The following is a 16,302-nucleotide window of genomic DNA, read 5'->3' on the forward strand; positions in this document are numbered from 1 at the left end:
CATCGATCCCTCCTGTTTTTTGCGAGCCGGCCGCTCATGAATGAAATGTTTCCTTGGCAGTTGTAAAGACCGCGCCATGCAGGCGGCTTGGATCCAGCGTTTTTGTCAAGCCGGAAAGGCATACCTCAAGCACTCCCGTTCTGGGCGAAGAGACGGCTTTCAGCCACTTGTCTTCTTTTGCAAGAAACTGAAACGAATGAAGACGGTCATCGGGAACCCCCATTTTTACCGATTCCACCCCGGATGCTCCGTTCGGATGTTCAATTCTCTCCGGACGCTGGGGCGGATCGTAAGCGGAGACGACAAACGGCAAGCCGATTGGCTCCGGCGCAAAAAGACTATATTTCACTTTCAATCCGTCCGGTCGGGTTCTTCCGCCATGGATCATTCGCGACGTTGATATCCCCGCCTGGTTGACGGCCGATTTGACCGCTTCCAGATCCCTTATCCGGTCTGTTCCCGGCCCATGAGACGCCTCACTTGTTCGTTCTTCCGGCTCCATCGCAACATCGCACCAGCCTTCGGAACATTTAGACCAGTAAGCCCATCGTTTTCCTGCGGCCCGTCCGTATATCAATCCAAGCGGCGGAATAAGAAATGTCAATGGCTTCGGTATTTGAAAAAATTCAATAAACGGTCCTTTCTCAAACCACAACAAGGCGTTAAGCGCCCGCTCCGGCGAACTGCCCCATTGGATCGAAAATCCTTCCGCCTCATAATCCCGAACAACGTCGGAAATATTGTTCACCTTACACAAAATGTGGCTGCACTTCAGCATCTTTTCCCTTCCTCACTGTAAACAGTTTTTGTCCGAGAGGGGCAAGCGGATGAGCTTCATCCGGAAGGGCCGTCACTTCCTGGGCAGCAGCCCGGCGGAATACGTCGAGCCACTGCTGGACGGACATGAAGGTGGTGTTCGTGTTTTTTCTGTCATCTTCCGGACGGGTCATCATAAACGCTTGCGAAATCAGCATTTCCGTAAATTCTCCGACAGGCTCTGTGATGAGCATCATTCCCCCTGGAACGAGGCACTTCATGAGACTCTGTATCACTCGATCCGTATCGCGCGCGTTGTTCAGCATCCCCGCCGCAATCACGATATCGACGCTTTCCTGCTTCAAACCTTGCGCAAACAGGTTTTGGTCGATATCGACAATTTGATATCGCATCCAAGGGCAATCTTGGTATCGCTCACGGGCTGCCGCAATAAAAAAGTGGCTGATGTCCGTAAACAGGTAATCCGGTTGCTGACGGTTCGAAATCGCGGCCTTCAAGCTGCAAACGACCGCATCCGTAGTCGCCCCTGTGCCGGCGCCGATTTCCAGGATTCGCAAGAAACCTTCCTCTGAAGGCAACGTGTCGCTCACGGCCTGCTTGGCGGCGGCAATACGCATCACAGCATCGGCAACCGACTGATTCAGATAACGCGACACTGCGGAATCGCGATATAGTGAATGTGCGATGTCCATGCGTCCCTCGGGGAACAGCAGCAGCGCCGCCTGCTGTTCGCCGCTCATGAGCTGCGGAAGCTGCGCGGCGTTGGTCATGAGGTAATCAATAATTTTGCGGGAGCCCAGTGTGCCGCTCCATGCTTCCATCGCAGACTTCCAACGTTGCTCCACCATGTCCTGTGTTATCGGGGCCGTACCCAGAAAGCAATCCTGGCGCTTGATTAAGTATCCGCGTTCCGCAAGAATCTGAAGCCAACGGACGATGAGCTGCCGATGCCGGGACGCCACCTTCGCGGCAGCGAGAATGTCTGCCTCGCTGTATTCATGATCCGGCGTTGTCAGCGTTCCCTGCGATTGAAGCGCGAACAGCATAGATGAGAGAGCCGCCGCATCCAGACGTTCGACGCATTGGATCACCTGCCCGGCATCCAAGTCCTGGATTCCCATCGCGGCCTCTTCCCCGCAAGCGGACAGATGGCTTTCCGCCGTGGGAGGAGACGGCCTGTCCACGCGTTCATGATCAGCTCCCATCATTTGGGAGACCGCTTCCTGTAACCGTTCAACCGATAGCGGCTGGTGGCCGCGGTGGTTCCGCAAGACCGGGTATCCCAACGCTTGGGTCAAATCTTGCCACTGGCGGGAGCACAATAGCTCCTGCTGCGCTCTTGTGTCCACAGCGGCATTTCCTTGAATCATGTCTCTCATCGCCAGCAGATCACGGCCGATCGCGCGCGGCCACTGTTGCAGGAGAATGTCCCTATAGCTGGCAACGGATGCCGGACCCAACATTTGCGCGCTGTGTTCAAGCAGATGCGCCGGCGCACCCGCCGTCAGCTTGCCGGGAATGTCCTGAACATCTGGAACGTGCAGTCGGGGACGCCAGATGACAGGACCATGAGTATCGATGAGCGACAAGCTTCCGCTAGGGGCACCGATCGTCAAGCTATGCAGCAAGTGCAGAAAATTGTCCGGATCATCGGGGTCGACTTCATTATGGGCCCTCAGCGTAAGCGGAATGTTCCCGATCACTCCGCTTACCACTTGAAACGGCCCCTCGTCCTTGATCACATGGTTGATCTTCCATGGACGAACGGACGGCAATGCTTCCGCTAAAATATGCATCATCGGGTAAGAAACCTGTGTGGCACAGGCCGCGTCGATGTATAGCGCCTGCTGCTGCCCCAGCAAGGCGTTGGCGCCAGCGATAAAACTGCGCACTGCGGGCAAATGCACGTACAAATCGCCTGTCAAATAATGAACTCCGTTGTGCCGCGCCACTCTCAGACAAGCCGCCAAGTCCTTGTGATGAACCGGTTGTTCCTGGAGCACGTGAATTCCGCGCGCCAGCAGCTTGAGCGACAACTCGGTGCCGCTGCCGCCCATGACTCCGGATCGCAAGACAACGCAAGCGAGATCGATGTTATCGGGAAGCTGATCGGCCTCTGTGTATAGAGGAATCCCGTAGCGCTCGGCGCATTGCTTAGAGCGTTCGCTTCCTTTGCCCAATAAACCAACAAGTTCAAACCGGTCCGGAAGCGCCTTTACAGCCTCGAGATAGAACTGCCCGAATCTGGAGCCGCATACCACGGTCCGCAACCTTCTATTTCCGTTCATATTTCACCCCTGTCCGACTTCCGTAAAGGTATGAGTAAGATCAACGTTCCACTCACCCAGCAAATTCATCATTTTTACCGGAGATACTCCTTCCACCGCGAAATAACATCCCGGCATCCTTCCCTCGTCCTCCATTATGAGCCTAGCGGCATTGGCCGCTACAATTCCAGACAGCGTGTTCCAATCCTTGTTGTACAGCAAAGTGGACGCCAGCCGCAGCGGCTTGCCGTCTTTGCGGCCGGCGGCGAGCAGATGAAACATGGTGTATTCATTCGCTTGTTGCTTAGGTGCGCCGAATTGTTCGGCCAGCATCCTGGCGGACACCTGCTTCTGCTCTTCCGTTTTATACTGCTCCAGCGCTTTGATCATCACGAACTTGTTCAGGATGGACTTGTCCTCGTAGGTGTTGTAAAACAAGGCCGATTGAAAACGATAGATTCGGGCCGCCGCCAGAAATTCATAGTGCAGGATGGGGTACGTGTCCCGCTCGCCCGCAGGGGAAGGCAATCGGTAGCTTCGGTGACACGGGCGATCCATTCTGCTTATCTCGCCGTTGTTGCAGTAAGTCATCCCAAGTCCGGTATCTTCCTGAATGCTGCAGACGATGTCATACGCCGCATTGAACGAAAAATCGCCATTCCCCGCAAAAAACAATTCGAGCGAATCGACATCATCAAAACAGGTTTCCGCAATGTAAGCCGGGAATATCTCGGACAAGCCGGGGTACACCCCGGCCGAGACCATACACGACAGCTTTTTCTCTTCGATTTCCCGCCTGCTGTTCCATAATCGATTGTACAAATTCTCGTCTCCTGAGACATCCACGTAATGAGCGCGATGCTTAATGGAAGCTGCCGCAACCCGCCCCAATATTTGCTTCGAAGGACCCGCACAATTGACGACAATAGCGCATTTTCCACAAAAGCGGTGAAGCGAATCGCTGTCGTAAATATCCGCGTACATGAAGTCGATTCTGGATTCAGCATGCCGGTATTGCGCACGCAGCTTTTCGAGATTTCGTCCCCCAAGCACCATAGGGAAATCGGTTGAAGCAAGAATCGTTTCCACCGCTCCTCCGCCTACTTTTCCGGAGGCTCCCAGAATTCCGATCATTTTTTTCTCCACCGTAATCGTCTCCTTCTTGAATCAAATCGAGCCCTCTTCATAGCCCGCCGCTTGATCCGACTCTCTTTCTTTCGTCTCGATAAGCCGGGCAAGTATGCCAATATTGGGAGCCTCGAAAAGATCTTGCAAAGACAAGTCGATGCGGCACCGCTCCTTCAGAAAATTGATACATTGGATTGCGCGCAAGGAGTCGCCGCCCAACTCGTAAAAATCGTCATCGATTCCCACCTGCTTGCAGCCGAGCACCTCTTCCCAGACGCTTGCGATCTTTGCCTGAAGCTCGGTTGCCGGCGCAACGCGCGTCTTGTCCGCCGGCCTCTCGCCCGCCTTCGCTAACGCCGCCAGCGCCTGTCTGTCCACCTTCCCGTTGGATGATAAAGGCAGTTCCTCCTGCAACACATACGTTGCCGGCACCATGTAATCAGGCAGCTTGCGCCGCAAGGCGTCGGATAGCTTTGCCAGCTTGAATCTTCTCACCTCTTCGGGAGCTTGCGCCACGATCAAGCGCTGGCCGAATACGTCCGCGGCGCGGCTGCTTTCTGGCAAGACCATCACCTTTGAAAATGCCTTCTCCATTACAACCTTGCGCCATTGTTCCGCCGCGAGCAAGGGAAGGCGGCTCTCCTGTCTCTCATCTTCAAGATGGCTGAAGCCATCCTCGAAAAATCCGACAGTGGCCAGCATCAGCCGGTTATTGTTGGTCGCTTCAATGAAGATCAGATATCCGCCGGGCGCCAGCATTTCCTTCAGATGCTCCAGTGTCTTGTCCACATTTTTTGCACGGTGCAGCGTATTATCCGCAACAATCACATCGAACTCGTGGGGCTGAAATCCTTGCTGAAGCGGTTTTTTGTTCATATCGAATAGACGGTATTCCATCGAATCCGATTGGCCCTGGTTCTTCCTTGCCTGATCCGTAAAGAAAGAGGACTCATCGGCATATATATAGCGTCCCCGGCCCGCGCATAAGGGCGCAAGGGTGTCCGCCAAACCTCCCGCCCTCGTTCCGATTTCCAGCACCCGAATCTCTTTGTCCGAAGGATAAGCATTTACAATCGTGCGGAACATCTCGCAGGCCAGATTGATGTAATACTCCCGGGCCAGATTGAACCCGCTCAACGCTTCCGGCGTGAAAAAGGAATCTTCGGCAAGGTAAAGCTCGAGCGGATCGATCTCGCCTCTCAGCAGACCGATCAACGACGCTTGCCCGCGACGGAAACATTCTTGTAACGCCCGCGCTTTATCCGCTATGCCAGGGAACCGATTATGTTCGCCATCGAGCAGGCCGGACTGTGCATCGCGTAATAGACAACGGTTCAACAAGAGACCTTCCTTGTTTTTTTGCAGCAGCCCCTCCTCTGCCAATACATCCATCCAGTGGCCGATCAGCGACTGGTAACGGGGATGCAGCCGATAACGGCGCATCAGTTCGTCAAGGGTAAAGCTCTCCCCTTCCTGAGCGAACATGCCTAAGCTGTTCAACGTATTGCAAATGACCGCCAAGCTTACACGGTCGGTATAATCCGTAAAAGCCGAGATCTCCTCAACGTCGACGGTGTCCGGGAGCTGCGACGCCTGCCGTTGAGCGGAGGCGCCGATGGCCTGCCAACGCGCCGCACAGATCGCAGAGTCTGCACGCTCGATGTCAAACCAATCCGAGCCTTCGGCATCGCTCGGGACCACATAACCCACCAACTGCCTATTACTGGACGGTTCGCCCGTCACGCCGACGGCGGCGTCTTTCACCCCGTCATGGCGCTTCAGCGCCGCTTCAATCTCGCCCAGCTCGATCCGATGGCCCCGGATTTTGACCTGAAAGTCCTCTCGTCCAAGAAACTCGATATCTCCGTTCGGCAGATAACGCCCCAAATCGCCCGTACAATAGAGCCGCTCGCCTGTGCGCGGATGAAGGACAAACCTTTCGTTCGTTCTGGCTTCGTCGTTCCAATAGCCTTCGGCCAGGCCGATTCCGCCGATATACAGCTGGCCGGGCACCCAGACGGGGCAATCCCCCATCCATTCATTGAGCACATAATAGCGCTGATTCGTCATCGGACGGCCATACGGAATGCTTCGCCAATCCGGGTCGACTTCCCTGATCGGGTACAGGTTGGACCAGATCGACGCCTCCGTAGCCCCTCCCAGACCGATCACTTGAACGCCGTTAACATGAGCCTTGATCTTGTCCGGCAAATCCAGCGGAATCCAGTCGCCACTGAGCAGCACCAATCGAAGAGATTGGGGCAGCTTCTCGCCGCTTCCGGAAGCATACTCCAACAACATCTGTATCAAGGCCGGAACCGTGTTCCACACCGTGATACGCTCTCGTCTCATCCACTCAAGCCAGCAAGCCGGATCTCTCGTCCGATCCGCTTCAGGCATGACGACCGCGGCTCCCGCCGCCAGCATGCCGAAAATATCATATACCGAAAGATCGAAGTTCAAGTTGGACAAGGCGAGTACCCGGTCCTCCGGCTCGACGGAAAAACGCTTGTTCACATCCAGAATGGTGTTGACCGCGCCCCGGTGGTCGATCATAACCCCTTTGGGAACGCCAGTCGAACCGGAGGTATAAATGACGTAAGCCAAATCGTCCGGGTTCGTCGACCCGTTCGGCCGATCGAGATCGCCTGCGCTTGGCGCGATATGATCGACATACAACCGCTCGATCCCTTCGGGCCAGCCAAGCTGCTCGTCCAGCCAGGACTGGGTCAGAACGACGCCGACGTTGCCGTCGCGCAACAGCTGACAACGCCTCTCCTCCGGATGGGACGGATCGACAGGCAGGTAGGCAGCACCGGACTTCAGAATGCCGAGCGCGCCGACAACCTGTTCCCAGCCTTTCTCCATGATCACCGCAACCAACGAATGGGGCTGGGCCCCTTTGGCACGCAACAGATGTCCCACAGCGTCGGAACGAAGCCTCAACTCCTCGTAGGTCAAGGTGCGGCCAGAACCAATCACGGCCGGGCGATCCGGCTGCATGGCCGCTTGTCTGGCAAATAAACAATCGAGCGTATCCGGGGATACGGGCGCATCCGTACGGTTCGCCTCCATTCTTCGTTCGAGCCGGGGTACCGCAACAAGATTCGGCTTTTCGATTCGCCATGCCGGCTCTTCCTCCGCCAGTCGCCGGAGCAACTGACAATAGGCTTCAAGCATATCGTCAAGGAGTCTCTGTGGAAACAGTTCCTCTACGGCGTCCCAGATCAGGAGCAATTCTCCGTCCTGTTCCACGACCTGATGATCCAGCCACACTTGCGGCGTCTGCGTAATGTTGTAGACAAGCTTGCCCAGCCACTTGCCGCCGGATCCGCCCAACTCGTCGACACCCAGAGCGCTCGTAAATACGACCGGCATCGCCCCGCCATGATAGGCTCCGGTTTTTTTGGCCAGTTCACGCTGTACCTGCACCCCTCCGACACAGGGATGATCCAGATCCCGCCACAGCTGCTGCTGCACATTCCGGGCCCGCTCCAGAAAGGTCGCCCCTAATGAATGATCCACGGCCAGCAAAGTAAGCGAAGTAAAATCGCCTACGATATCCTGAACCTCCGGATGGAGCGGCAACCGGTTGAATTGGGTCAGATTGATCGTAAACCGGGGCCGCCTGCTCCACACTGCGAGCGTTTCGGCATAGGCGGCGAGCAGAACGCCCGAAGGAGTCAATCCCGCCTCCGCCGTCCGCTTCTTGAGCTGCCGCCATGTTGCGCGATCCAGACTGGAATCCGCACGGATGAACCGCTGCCGGGCCAAAGATTCCGGATTTTGCGCCAGAGGCAGTTCCGGGGCCGGCGGCAAATCGGACAGACGGTGAGACCAATACTCCCGATCACGTTCATATAAATCCGATTCCTTGAGCCGTTCCAGAGCCAAAACGTAATCCCGGAAGGACAAGTCCAAGGAGCTCAGACGGGCGTCCGGATCATGATAGAGCCGGTTCCATTCGCTGAGGAGGTGAAACATACTCCAACCGTCGAACAGCAAGTTATCGAAGCTGATATGAAGCCGAACCTGCTTCTCGCCAAAAACCGATGCCCGAACATCGAACAAAGGCCATTCGCCAATCGACAGAACCTGGTGGGACATTTCATCCCGAACCCGATTCAGTTCGGCCTCGGCAGCTTCGGAATCCATCCCCCGCAAATCCGCGACTGCAATTCGATAGGGCGGTACATGCGCCAAGATTTGCTGACGCTGACCGTCGGGCAGGATCACAGCCCTCATCATGTCGTGATGATCGATCAGACGCTGCCAGGCTCGATTGATCCGCTCCAAATCCAGGTCTGTCCCCTCAAGCTCAAAATAGCAGTGTGTGGATACGTTGCCCAAGGAATAAACACCGCTCCGGCCGACCCAATAGGCTTGCTGAATATCGGTCAAAGGAAAAGGAAGATTTCGCTCTTCCGGAGCCGGGACGATGTCAGGCAAGCGGACAATAGAATCGCTGCCTCGCTCTTTCTCCTGGATAAGCGCCTGAACACGTTCGGCCAGTTGGGCGATGGTCGGCCTTTCGAAAACACTTCCCAATGAAAGCTCGACCTCAAACTTTTCGCGCGCCATAGCGCCCAGTTTGATCGCGAGTAAGGAATCCCCTCCCAATTCGAAGAAGTTGTCGGTCATCCCGATCGGCTCCGCATCAAGAATACGGCTCCACATCGCCGCAAGCTCCCGTTCGATGGGCGTACACGGAGCCGTAAAGGTTTTGTCCCCTGCCGCCGATGTCTGGTGAGCGGGAACAGGCAGCGCCTGCCGGTCAACCTTGCCGTTTGCCGTAAGCGGCAGCTTATCCACAGGAAGAATAATGGGAGGAACCATGTAGTCGGGCAGGTTCCGTCTCAAATAATCGGGCAGCGTGTCCGGCTTGAAGTGTTTGACGCGATCCGGCGCCCGGGCTGCAATAACATGCTGTCCATAGATGCTGGCCGGATCGTCTTGCTCCGGGAAAGCGGCCGCTTCCGCAAACTTTCCAGACTTCAACAGATGCAGCCATCTATCCGCCGACAGGAGCGGCAGATGGGTCTCCCTTCTTTCATCTTCGAAACGGGTAAAGCCATCCTCAAGATAGCCGGTGCTTATCTGCTGCAACCGGCTGTTGCGGGTCATTTCCAGCAATAACAGCAGGCCCCCCGGCGCCAGAAGAGATTGGACATGCTCCAGAGCTTTGCCGATATTCCGGGAACGATGCAAGGAATCGGCTGCGATCACGATGTCGTAGCTATGGGCATGAAACCCTTGATATTGCGGATGCCGGTCGATGTCCAGCAGCCGGTGCTCGATGAACGAGCCATGGTCCCATTTGTGTTGCGCCAAGCTGAGAAAGTAGGCGGAAGGGTCGGTGCACGTGTAGACGACCTCGTCGGGCGTAAGCACCGACAACATGAAATTGCTCAGCTCGCCGCTTCTTGCGCCGATTTCCAGAATCCGTACCGGTTGACGTCCGGCTCGGTCTTGAACCGTTATTTCCAGCAGTCGTCTGGCGATGCTGTTGCGATAGTCGAAGCCCGGCATGGACCGCATCAAAGTGTCCGGAAACAAGGCGCGATCGGAGAAGAACAGCTCTAGCGGGTCGACATCGCCTGTCAACAAGCCGGCGTCGAACTGACCGATCTGCCGCACATACCGCAAAAGACTTTGCGAATGGGGTTCCCATCCGGATAAAGCCTTGTTTTCCTGCCCTGGTTCAGACACGTCAGCCGGCAGCATTCGAGTGCTGATCCAGGCGCCCGTGCCGTCTTTGAACAACACCCCTTCGCCTTCCAGAATGTTAAGCCACTGACGCACCAGTTCCCGATAACGAGGCTGAATGCCGCTATGATTCATTAACGAATCGAGCGTATGCTTCTCCCCTGTTCGGAGGAAAACGCCCATCTTTCTAAGCGTTAGGCCAATATGACCTACGCTCAAGCGTTCCATATCATCCCAAAATCCGGAAAACTGCTCGGGCTCCATCTTTGGCGGCAACCCTTGCCGAGACTGTTTGCGACCCCCATCCGCTATCCCATTCCACAAGGTTCTGGCCTTCTCCGGATCCGCGCTTTCGATCTCAAATAAGGACGAATCGTTGTCCGGGTCGGGAACCACATATCCCGCGAGATGCCTCGTTCCCCGTGGATCGCCCGTCGCCACGACGACAGCGTCGCGTACGCCCGGGTGCCGCTTCAATGCCGTTTCAATCTCACCAAGCTCAATGCGGTGCCCCCTGATTTTGACCTGGGAGTCTTTGCGGCCCAGAAACTCAATATTGCCATCCGGCCAATACCGCCCCTGATCGCCGGTTCGATACCAACGCGATTCCTTCCATTCGACAAAACGCTCCGCGCTCAGCCGGGAATCTCCCCGATACCCTTGAGCTACGCCGGCTCCGCCGATCCACAGCTCTCCGGCTACCCAGTCGGGGCAATCCCGTCCCTTGTCGTCAACAATCCGATACGTCTGGTTGGAGAGCGGACGGCCGTACGGAATCGACGTCCAATCCGCAGGCAGCGGCAACGCAACATCAAAACAGTTAGACCAGATGGAAGCTTCCGTGGCTCCCCCCAAGGCGACAAGGCGGCTATGTTCGGCCGCTTTGTTCAGCCGCGGCGGCAGTTCCAGGCCGATCCAGTCGCCGGACAGCAGAGCAAGGCGCAGGGACGACAGGCTTTGCCGTGCGCTCTCGGCAGCCACCAACAGCATATCGAGCAGAACTGGGACGGAATTCCAGATCGTGACCTGATACTTGTCCAAGAGATACAACCAATGGCCCGCATCCCGGCGCGTCTCTTCCGACAGCAGCACCAGCGAGCCTCCCGCGCTCAGCAACCCGAAGATGTCGTAAACGGAAAGATCGAATTCGAGGGAGGATACAGCCAAAATCCTGTCGGTACAGCCGACTTGATACCGCCGGTTGATGTCCGACACGGTGTTCCATGCCCCGGAATGACTGATTTCGACCCCTTTGGGTTCTCCTGTGGAGCCTGAAGTAAAGATAATGTAGGCCAAACGCTCTGGAGACAGGCAAACGGGTTCCGTTAGCGGAATGGCGTTCGCCGCATCGGCGATCGACAGCACGACGGCATCGGCCGGCCATTCCACGGCATCAACAAGGTCATGATGGGTAAGCACGTAACGGATTCCCGCTTGCTGATGAATCCTGGCGCGGCGGGCGGATGGCTGATCGGCGCCGATCGGCACATAGCATGCCCCGGCGGCCATTATACCGAACACGGCAGCGACTTGTTCGATTCCGCGCGGCAGCGTGACGGCGACAGGCTCGCCCTCCCTTATCCCCTTTTCTATGAGGACTGCCGCCACCCGCAATGCGTAGTCGGACAGGTCGCCATACGAACAGAACGTATGTGAGCGGCTGTCTATAAGCGCGGTTTGTCCCGGATTCGCCGCGGCACGCTCAAAAAAGGAAGCGTGCAGACATTGAGTCTGCTGTGGATGCAGCCCTTCAAGATCATGCTCCTGTCTTGGAGGCTTCGCAGCCCAAAGCGCATCCGGCGAAGCTTGCCAGTCGTTGTGCTCCTCCGCCAGCCATTCGATCAATTCGGCGTACGCCGCCAACATCCGTTCGACCATGCCGTCGGGGAACAATTCGTCGACGGCATCCCAAGCTAGCAACAAGCCCCCGTCCCTTTCGTATATCTGAAAATCAAGCCATACCTGGGGGGTCTGCGAAATCATATAAACGAGTTCTCCTAATGCTTGACGGCATTCGCCGCTGATCAGGGGGGTGCCCAGATTGCATGCGAACACGACAGGCGCAAAGTCTCGTTCCCCTGGGCGGACACGGGCCAGATCGCGTTGAAGCTGCACGCCGGAATAGGCCGCATGCGCCACATCCTGATGAAATTGCGCCTGAACGCTTCGCACCCGTTCCACAAAGGATTGCCGGGAACCGCAGTCCACCGCGAGCAAAAGCAGATTGGTAAAATCGGCGACGGCATCCTCAATTCCGGCTTCCCCGGTTTGGCGGTCAAACAGCGGGACGTTAATAAGGAACTGCGAATTGGCGCTCCACCGGTCAAGCACTTCTGCATAAGCGGTTAAGAGCACCATCGCCGGCGTGACTTGGCAAACTGCCGCCCGTTTTTGCACAAGCTCCCAGTCCGCTTTATTCACAACATAGCTTCTTCTCTTAAAGACAGGCGATGTTACAGTTTCCGGCCTTGCCTTCAACGGCAAGTCGGGTGCAGCCGGGAGCGTTGGCAAACGCTCTGTCCAATATTCGGCGGCTCTTTGTTTGTCTTCCGCTCGTCTCGACGCTTCCCGGCGCAGATAGTCGGCAAAGCTCCAGTCTTCAGGCGCCGCGGGCTTGGAACCGCGGGCATAGGCAGCGGCCAAATCCCGTAAAATAATATTCAAGCTTTGCACATCGGCAACGAGCAAATCAATATCGAAATGCAGCCGGGTGCGGCCTTCCGGCAGCAAGCTCAGCTCGATGCCGGCAACCTCCCCCTTCTCCACATCCAAACGCCGATGCGACAACCGGTCGCGTATCTGCATCAACTCGCTTGCAAGCTCGTCCTCCGGACAAAGCCGCAAATCCTGTACGGCCAGCGTGTGGATAACAGGAGCATCCAGCACCTCCTGCCGTCCATCCGCCAAAAACCGGGCCCGAAGCATGGCATGATGGGCAAGCAATTGTCCCCAGGCCGATTCCAGGCGCCAAGGCTCGACGCCTGTACCGTCAATCTCCAAATACGCGTGACATCCGACTCCGCCCAACGGCTGATCGTCGCGCCGTCCGATCCAATAAGCGTATTGCACATCGGTAAGCGGGAAAGGTCCTTCCTCGGGCCCACTCTCTTCAATCTCCTTCACGCGCTCCTTCACTGGCGAAGCTTCATTAGGGCTCTTTTGCAGTAAAGGCCACCAGTCGATCAGGCGCGGCGAGGCGATCAGTTCGGCAAATGTGATTGACGAGCCGGCGCGCCGCCATTGGCTCACCATCCTCATCATTTGCAGAGAATCCAGGCCAAGCTCGATCAAGTTCTGATCATCGTCGAACTCGACCGGTGCGGGCAGCAACATCTTGATTTGAGTCCGCAATTCTTCACAGCTCATCGCCGAGATATGGAGCAAAGATTGAGTCATCACAGCATCCCCTTTCCCTAATAATTGAAACTTATCCTTTCTCATCGGCTTCCTTTTTCCCACTGCGGACGATCAACTCCCTGGAAAAACTGCTCAATTTTTCACGCGTCTCTTCCAGTTCTCTGGACGGCACGGACATCTCCACGATGCCTGCCCCGGCTTGAAGCCATGCGTTCTTTTCTTTCTGAAAAATCGTCCGCAGCACAAGCGCGGCATCCATGGCGCCATTGCTGTCAAAAGTCAGCACGCAGCCGCTGTAAAGATTTCGAGGTTCTGTCTCGAATCTTCCTATGGCATCGATAGATTCTTCTTTGGGAATGCCAGAAGCCGTAACCGCAGGGAACAGAGCATGAAACGCGTGCCATGCATGGCAATCGGGCTTCAGCTTCCCTTGTAACCTCGAAGCGATATGCTGAACCGTTCCCCTGCTGGCCACCGACATAAAATCATGCACGGTAATTGTCCCGGCCTCGCAAATTCGCCGCATCTCTTCTTGCGCCAGCTTGACGGAAACGGCATGCTCCGCAATCTCTTTCGGGTCGTTCATCAATTCCTCTCTGAGCTTGTTTTCCTCTTCTGTACCGCATCCCTTGGAACGCGTTCCTGCCAGCGGGAACGTGCTCACCCAACCTTGAGAATCGACTTCGACAACCGTTTCCGGACTGAACCCAGCCGCATGCAAGCCGTCAAGACACAGCAGAAAAGATCTCGCGGGAGTGTTGACCTTTCTTCCCGCCAAATAGCTGGCAACCATATCAAGTTCTCGATGGAGCGGGATTTTTCTGGATAAGATCACTTTTTGATATTGGCGCTGTCGAATCTCTTCCACGGCCGCCTCCACCACCTTCATGTAGGCTTCGGCATGATGCGTATGTACCTCCGGGAACTCCGGCTTCGCTTGGTCCGCTCGGCCCGCAAAACGCTTTTCTAACCCTTGGTCTTGAGCGTGATTCCCAATCTGCCCCAGCAGTGTTCCAACCTCTTCGAATCGCCCCTTATCCAAAGCTCTCAGCAGAAGCGAGCCTTTCTCAAATCTCAGTTCAATCTCCGGGATAAACAGCTTCAGCAGGCACGCGTCTTCGGACAAAAGCGGCAGGCCGTAATGATAACGGGACAGCCCGAAATTGGCGATTCCGTAAGCGCGCCAGTTCTCAACCAAAACAGACGAGAAGGCGCTCTCCATGTTTTCACTCAAGGTCCGGTTTACAAATTGCAGCGTTTCTGCGGCTGTGTTCACTGTCGTGTACTCGGGAACGACGGTTACCATGGCGTGGATGCCCAGGCCCAAAGACAATTCGTCCCCGTTTTCGTAAAGGACATAGTTCTCGTACAAACCGGACTCGATCACTTGTGCCGCAGCCATATGAGCGTCCCCCCTGAAACCGAATGTTTCTTCCAGGTAGACTGTCCGGTTGTCTTCCGCTTTGCGCTCCGATCCTGCAACCAGGTCTTTCAATTTCGCTTTATTGATTTTGCCGACGCTGGTAAGCGGCCAAGAATCAAAAAATTCGATTTGATCGGGCATTTTATAGCGCGCCACTCCCTTGTCCTGAAGAAAACGGTGGATATCCGCCAAACCGATTTCTTTGCCTCCCGTCATCACACAGGCGCAGCTTCTTTCTCCAAGCCTTTCATCGGGAAGGCCGATCAAGACGGCGTCTTTAATTTCCGGGTGTGCCAGCAGCCAGGACTCGACTTCCGCGGGCACGATCTTTTCGCCTGCCCGGTTGATTTGCTCTTTGATGCGTCCGCCAATCTGGATATTGCCGTCCGCCGTAATTCTCGCCCGGTCCCCGGAGCGGTAAAACCCGTCGGGCGTAAAAGCTTTCCGATTCTGTTCGGGCGCCCTATAGTAACCGCTGATGGTATAAGGGCCTCTGACAAGCAGCTCGCCGAATTCGCCTTCCGGGACTTCGTTTCCCTCTTCGTCAACCAATCTGATCTCATCATCGTCCGATATCGGACGTCCCTGGCAGCTATGAATGATGGGATCGGGATCATCAAGGGATGTGCAGCATATGAGACCTTCCGCCATGCCGAAAACCTGCTGAAGCTTGCACTTCATCTCCGGAAGGATGCGCTTCGCCACATCTTCCTCCAACATCGCCCCTCCCACCTGGAGGACTTCAAGACTTGAGATGTCGCTGGAATTATCCCACCCGAGAACTTCAAGCCATAGATTGACGAGGGCGGGCACAAGCGCGGTAATGGTCACCTTCTCTTTCTCGATCAGCGGAAAAGCTTCATCGCAGCTTGTCGTGTGGCACATGACAACCTTGCCGCCGGCCGACAATGTTCCTAGGATGCCGGGGCAGCAAAGAGGAAAGTTGTGGGCAACCGGGAGAACGGCAAGATAGACACTTTGCTGATTCAGCTCGCAGCGCGTCGCAGCGGCTTTGGCATTATATGCGTAATCGGCATGCGTTCTCGGAATCAGCTTCGGTATCCCTGTTGTTCCCCCGGACAAGAGCAACAGAGCAGTGTCCCGGTAGGAAGGGGGTTCCATCTCCACTGGAGGTATGCCGATATCGGCGAGGCGAATTCCGCTTTCACTTACACCGTCGGTAATTACTAAGCGGACGGAAGGATGTTTGTGAACCATTCGCTCCGCCATGGGCCTGTAGTCGAAACCGTGAAACACATCGGGAATGATATACGCGACCGGTTTCACGAGCTTAAAAATACCGTCCAGCTCCGTCTCCCTGTGGACGGGCAATGCGAGAATCGGCAGGGCCCCGATGCGAAACAGGGCAAAGCAGGCGACGACGAAAGAGATGCGGTTCGGCAACTGTACAACCACATGATCGCCTTTCTTGATGCCCATATTGTAAAAGCCGGAAGCCAGTTCATCGGCTTTGCGGTCAAGCTCCTTATAGGTAAGCCTTGCATCGTCTTCGACAAGCGCAACGCTGTCTTGATAAGCTTCAGCCCATCTTCTCAATTGTTGTCCAAGCGTGAACGGCTCCCAATAACCCAGATCTTCGTATTTACTTGCCGAGCGCTCAGCACATTCCTTCATCTCCAACAT

At 55.8% G+C, this 16,302-nt stretch carries 5 protein-coding genes; all 5 read right to left on the reverse strand.

The window, feature by feature from the left end:
- Nucleotides 1–34: 34 nt before the first annotated feature.
- The 5 genes from DQX05_RS10385 to DQX05_RS32820 are packed head-to-tail and all read right to left on the reverse strand — an operon-like array spanning nt 35 to nt 16,302.
- Nucleotides 35–778 carry a VOC family protein gene (locus DQX05_RS10385; RefSeq protein ID WP_119793281.1) on the reverse strand — a complete coding sequence of 248 codons (744 nt, stop codon included), beginning with the start codon at nt 776–778 and terminating at the stop codon, nt 35–37.
- Entirely contained in the window at nt 750–3,065 is a 2,316-nt protein-coding gene (locus DQX05_RS10390; RefSeq protein WP_119793283.1) for a bifunctional Gfo/Idh/MocA family oxidoreductase/class I SAM-dependent methyltransferase, read from the reverse strand. Before DQX05_RS10390 ends, DQX05_RS10385 begins: the two co-directional genes overlap by 29 nt.
- A 3-nt stretch (nt 3,066–3,068) precedes the next feature.
- Complete coding sequence (locus DQX05_RS10395) at nt 3,069–4,190, reverse strand: saccharopine dehydrogenase family protein (protein WP_119793284.1); 1,122 nt, start codon at nt 4,188–4,190, stop codon at nt 3,069–3,071.
- Between the two features lie 21 nt (nt 4,191–4,211).
- Nucleotides 4,212–13,274, reverse strand: a complete 9,063-nt coding sequence (locus DQX05_RS10400; RefSeq protein WP_119793286.1) for a non-ribosomal peptide synthetase — start codon at nt 13,272–13,274, stop codon at nt 4,212–4,214.
- Between the two features lie 31 nt (nt 13,275–13,305).
- Nucleotides 13,306–16,302, reverse strand: a complete 2,997-nt coding sequence (locus DQX05_RS32820) for a salicylate synthase (RefSeq protein WP_119793288.1) — start codon at nt 16,300–16,302, stop codon at nt 13,306–13,308.

The sequence above is a fragment of the Paenibacillus thiaminolyticus genome (assembly GCF_003591545.1).
In the GTDB taxonomy this organism is placed as follows: Bacteria; Bacillota; Bacilli; order Paenibacillales; family Paenibacillaceae; genus Paenibacillus_B; species Paenibacillus_B thiaminolyticus_A.

Coding starts and splice junctions, on each gene's coding strand:
- DQX05_RS10400 (WP_119793286.1), bottom strand. CDS start 13,274: ATGACTCAATCTTTGCTCCATATCTCGGCGATGAGCTGTGAAGAATTG.
- DQX05_RS10390 (WP_119793283.1), bottom strand. CDS start 3,065: ATGAACGGAAATAGAAGGTTGCGGACCGTGGTATGCGGCTCCAGATTC.
- DQX05_RS32820 (WP_119793288.1), bottom strand. CDS start 16,302: ATGTTGGAGATGAAGGAATGTGCTGAGCGCTCGGCAAGTAAATACGAA.
- DQX05_RS10385 (WP_119793281.1), bottom strand. CDS start 778: ATGCTGAAGTGCAGCCACATTTTGTGTAAGGTGAACAATATTTCCGAC.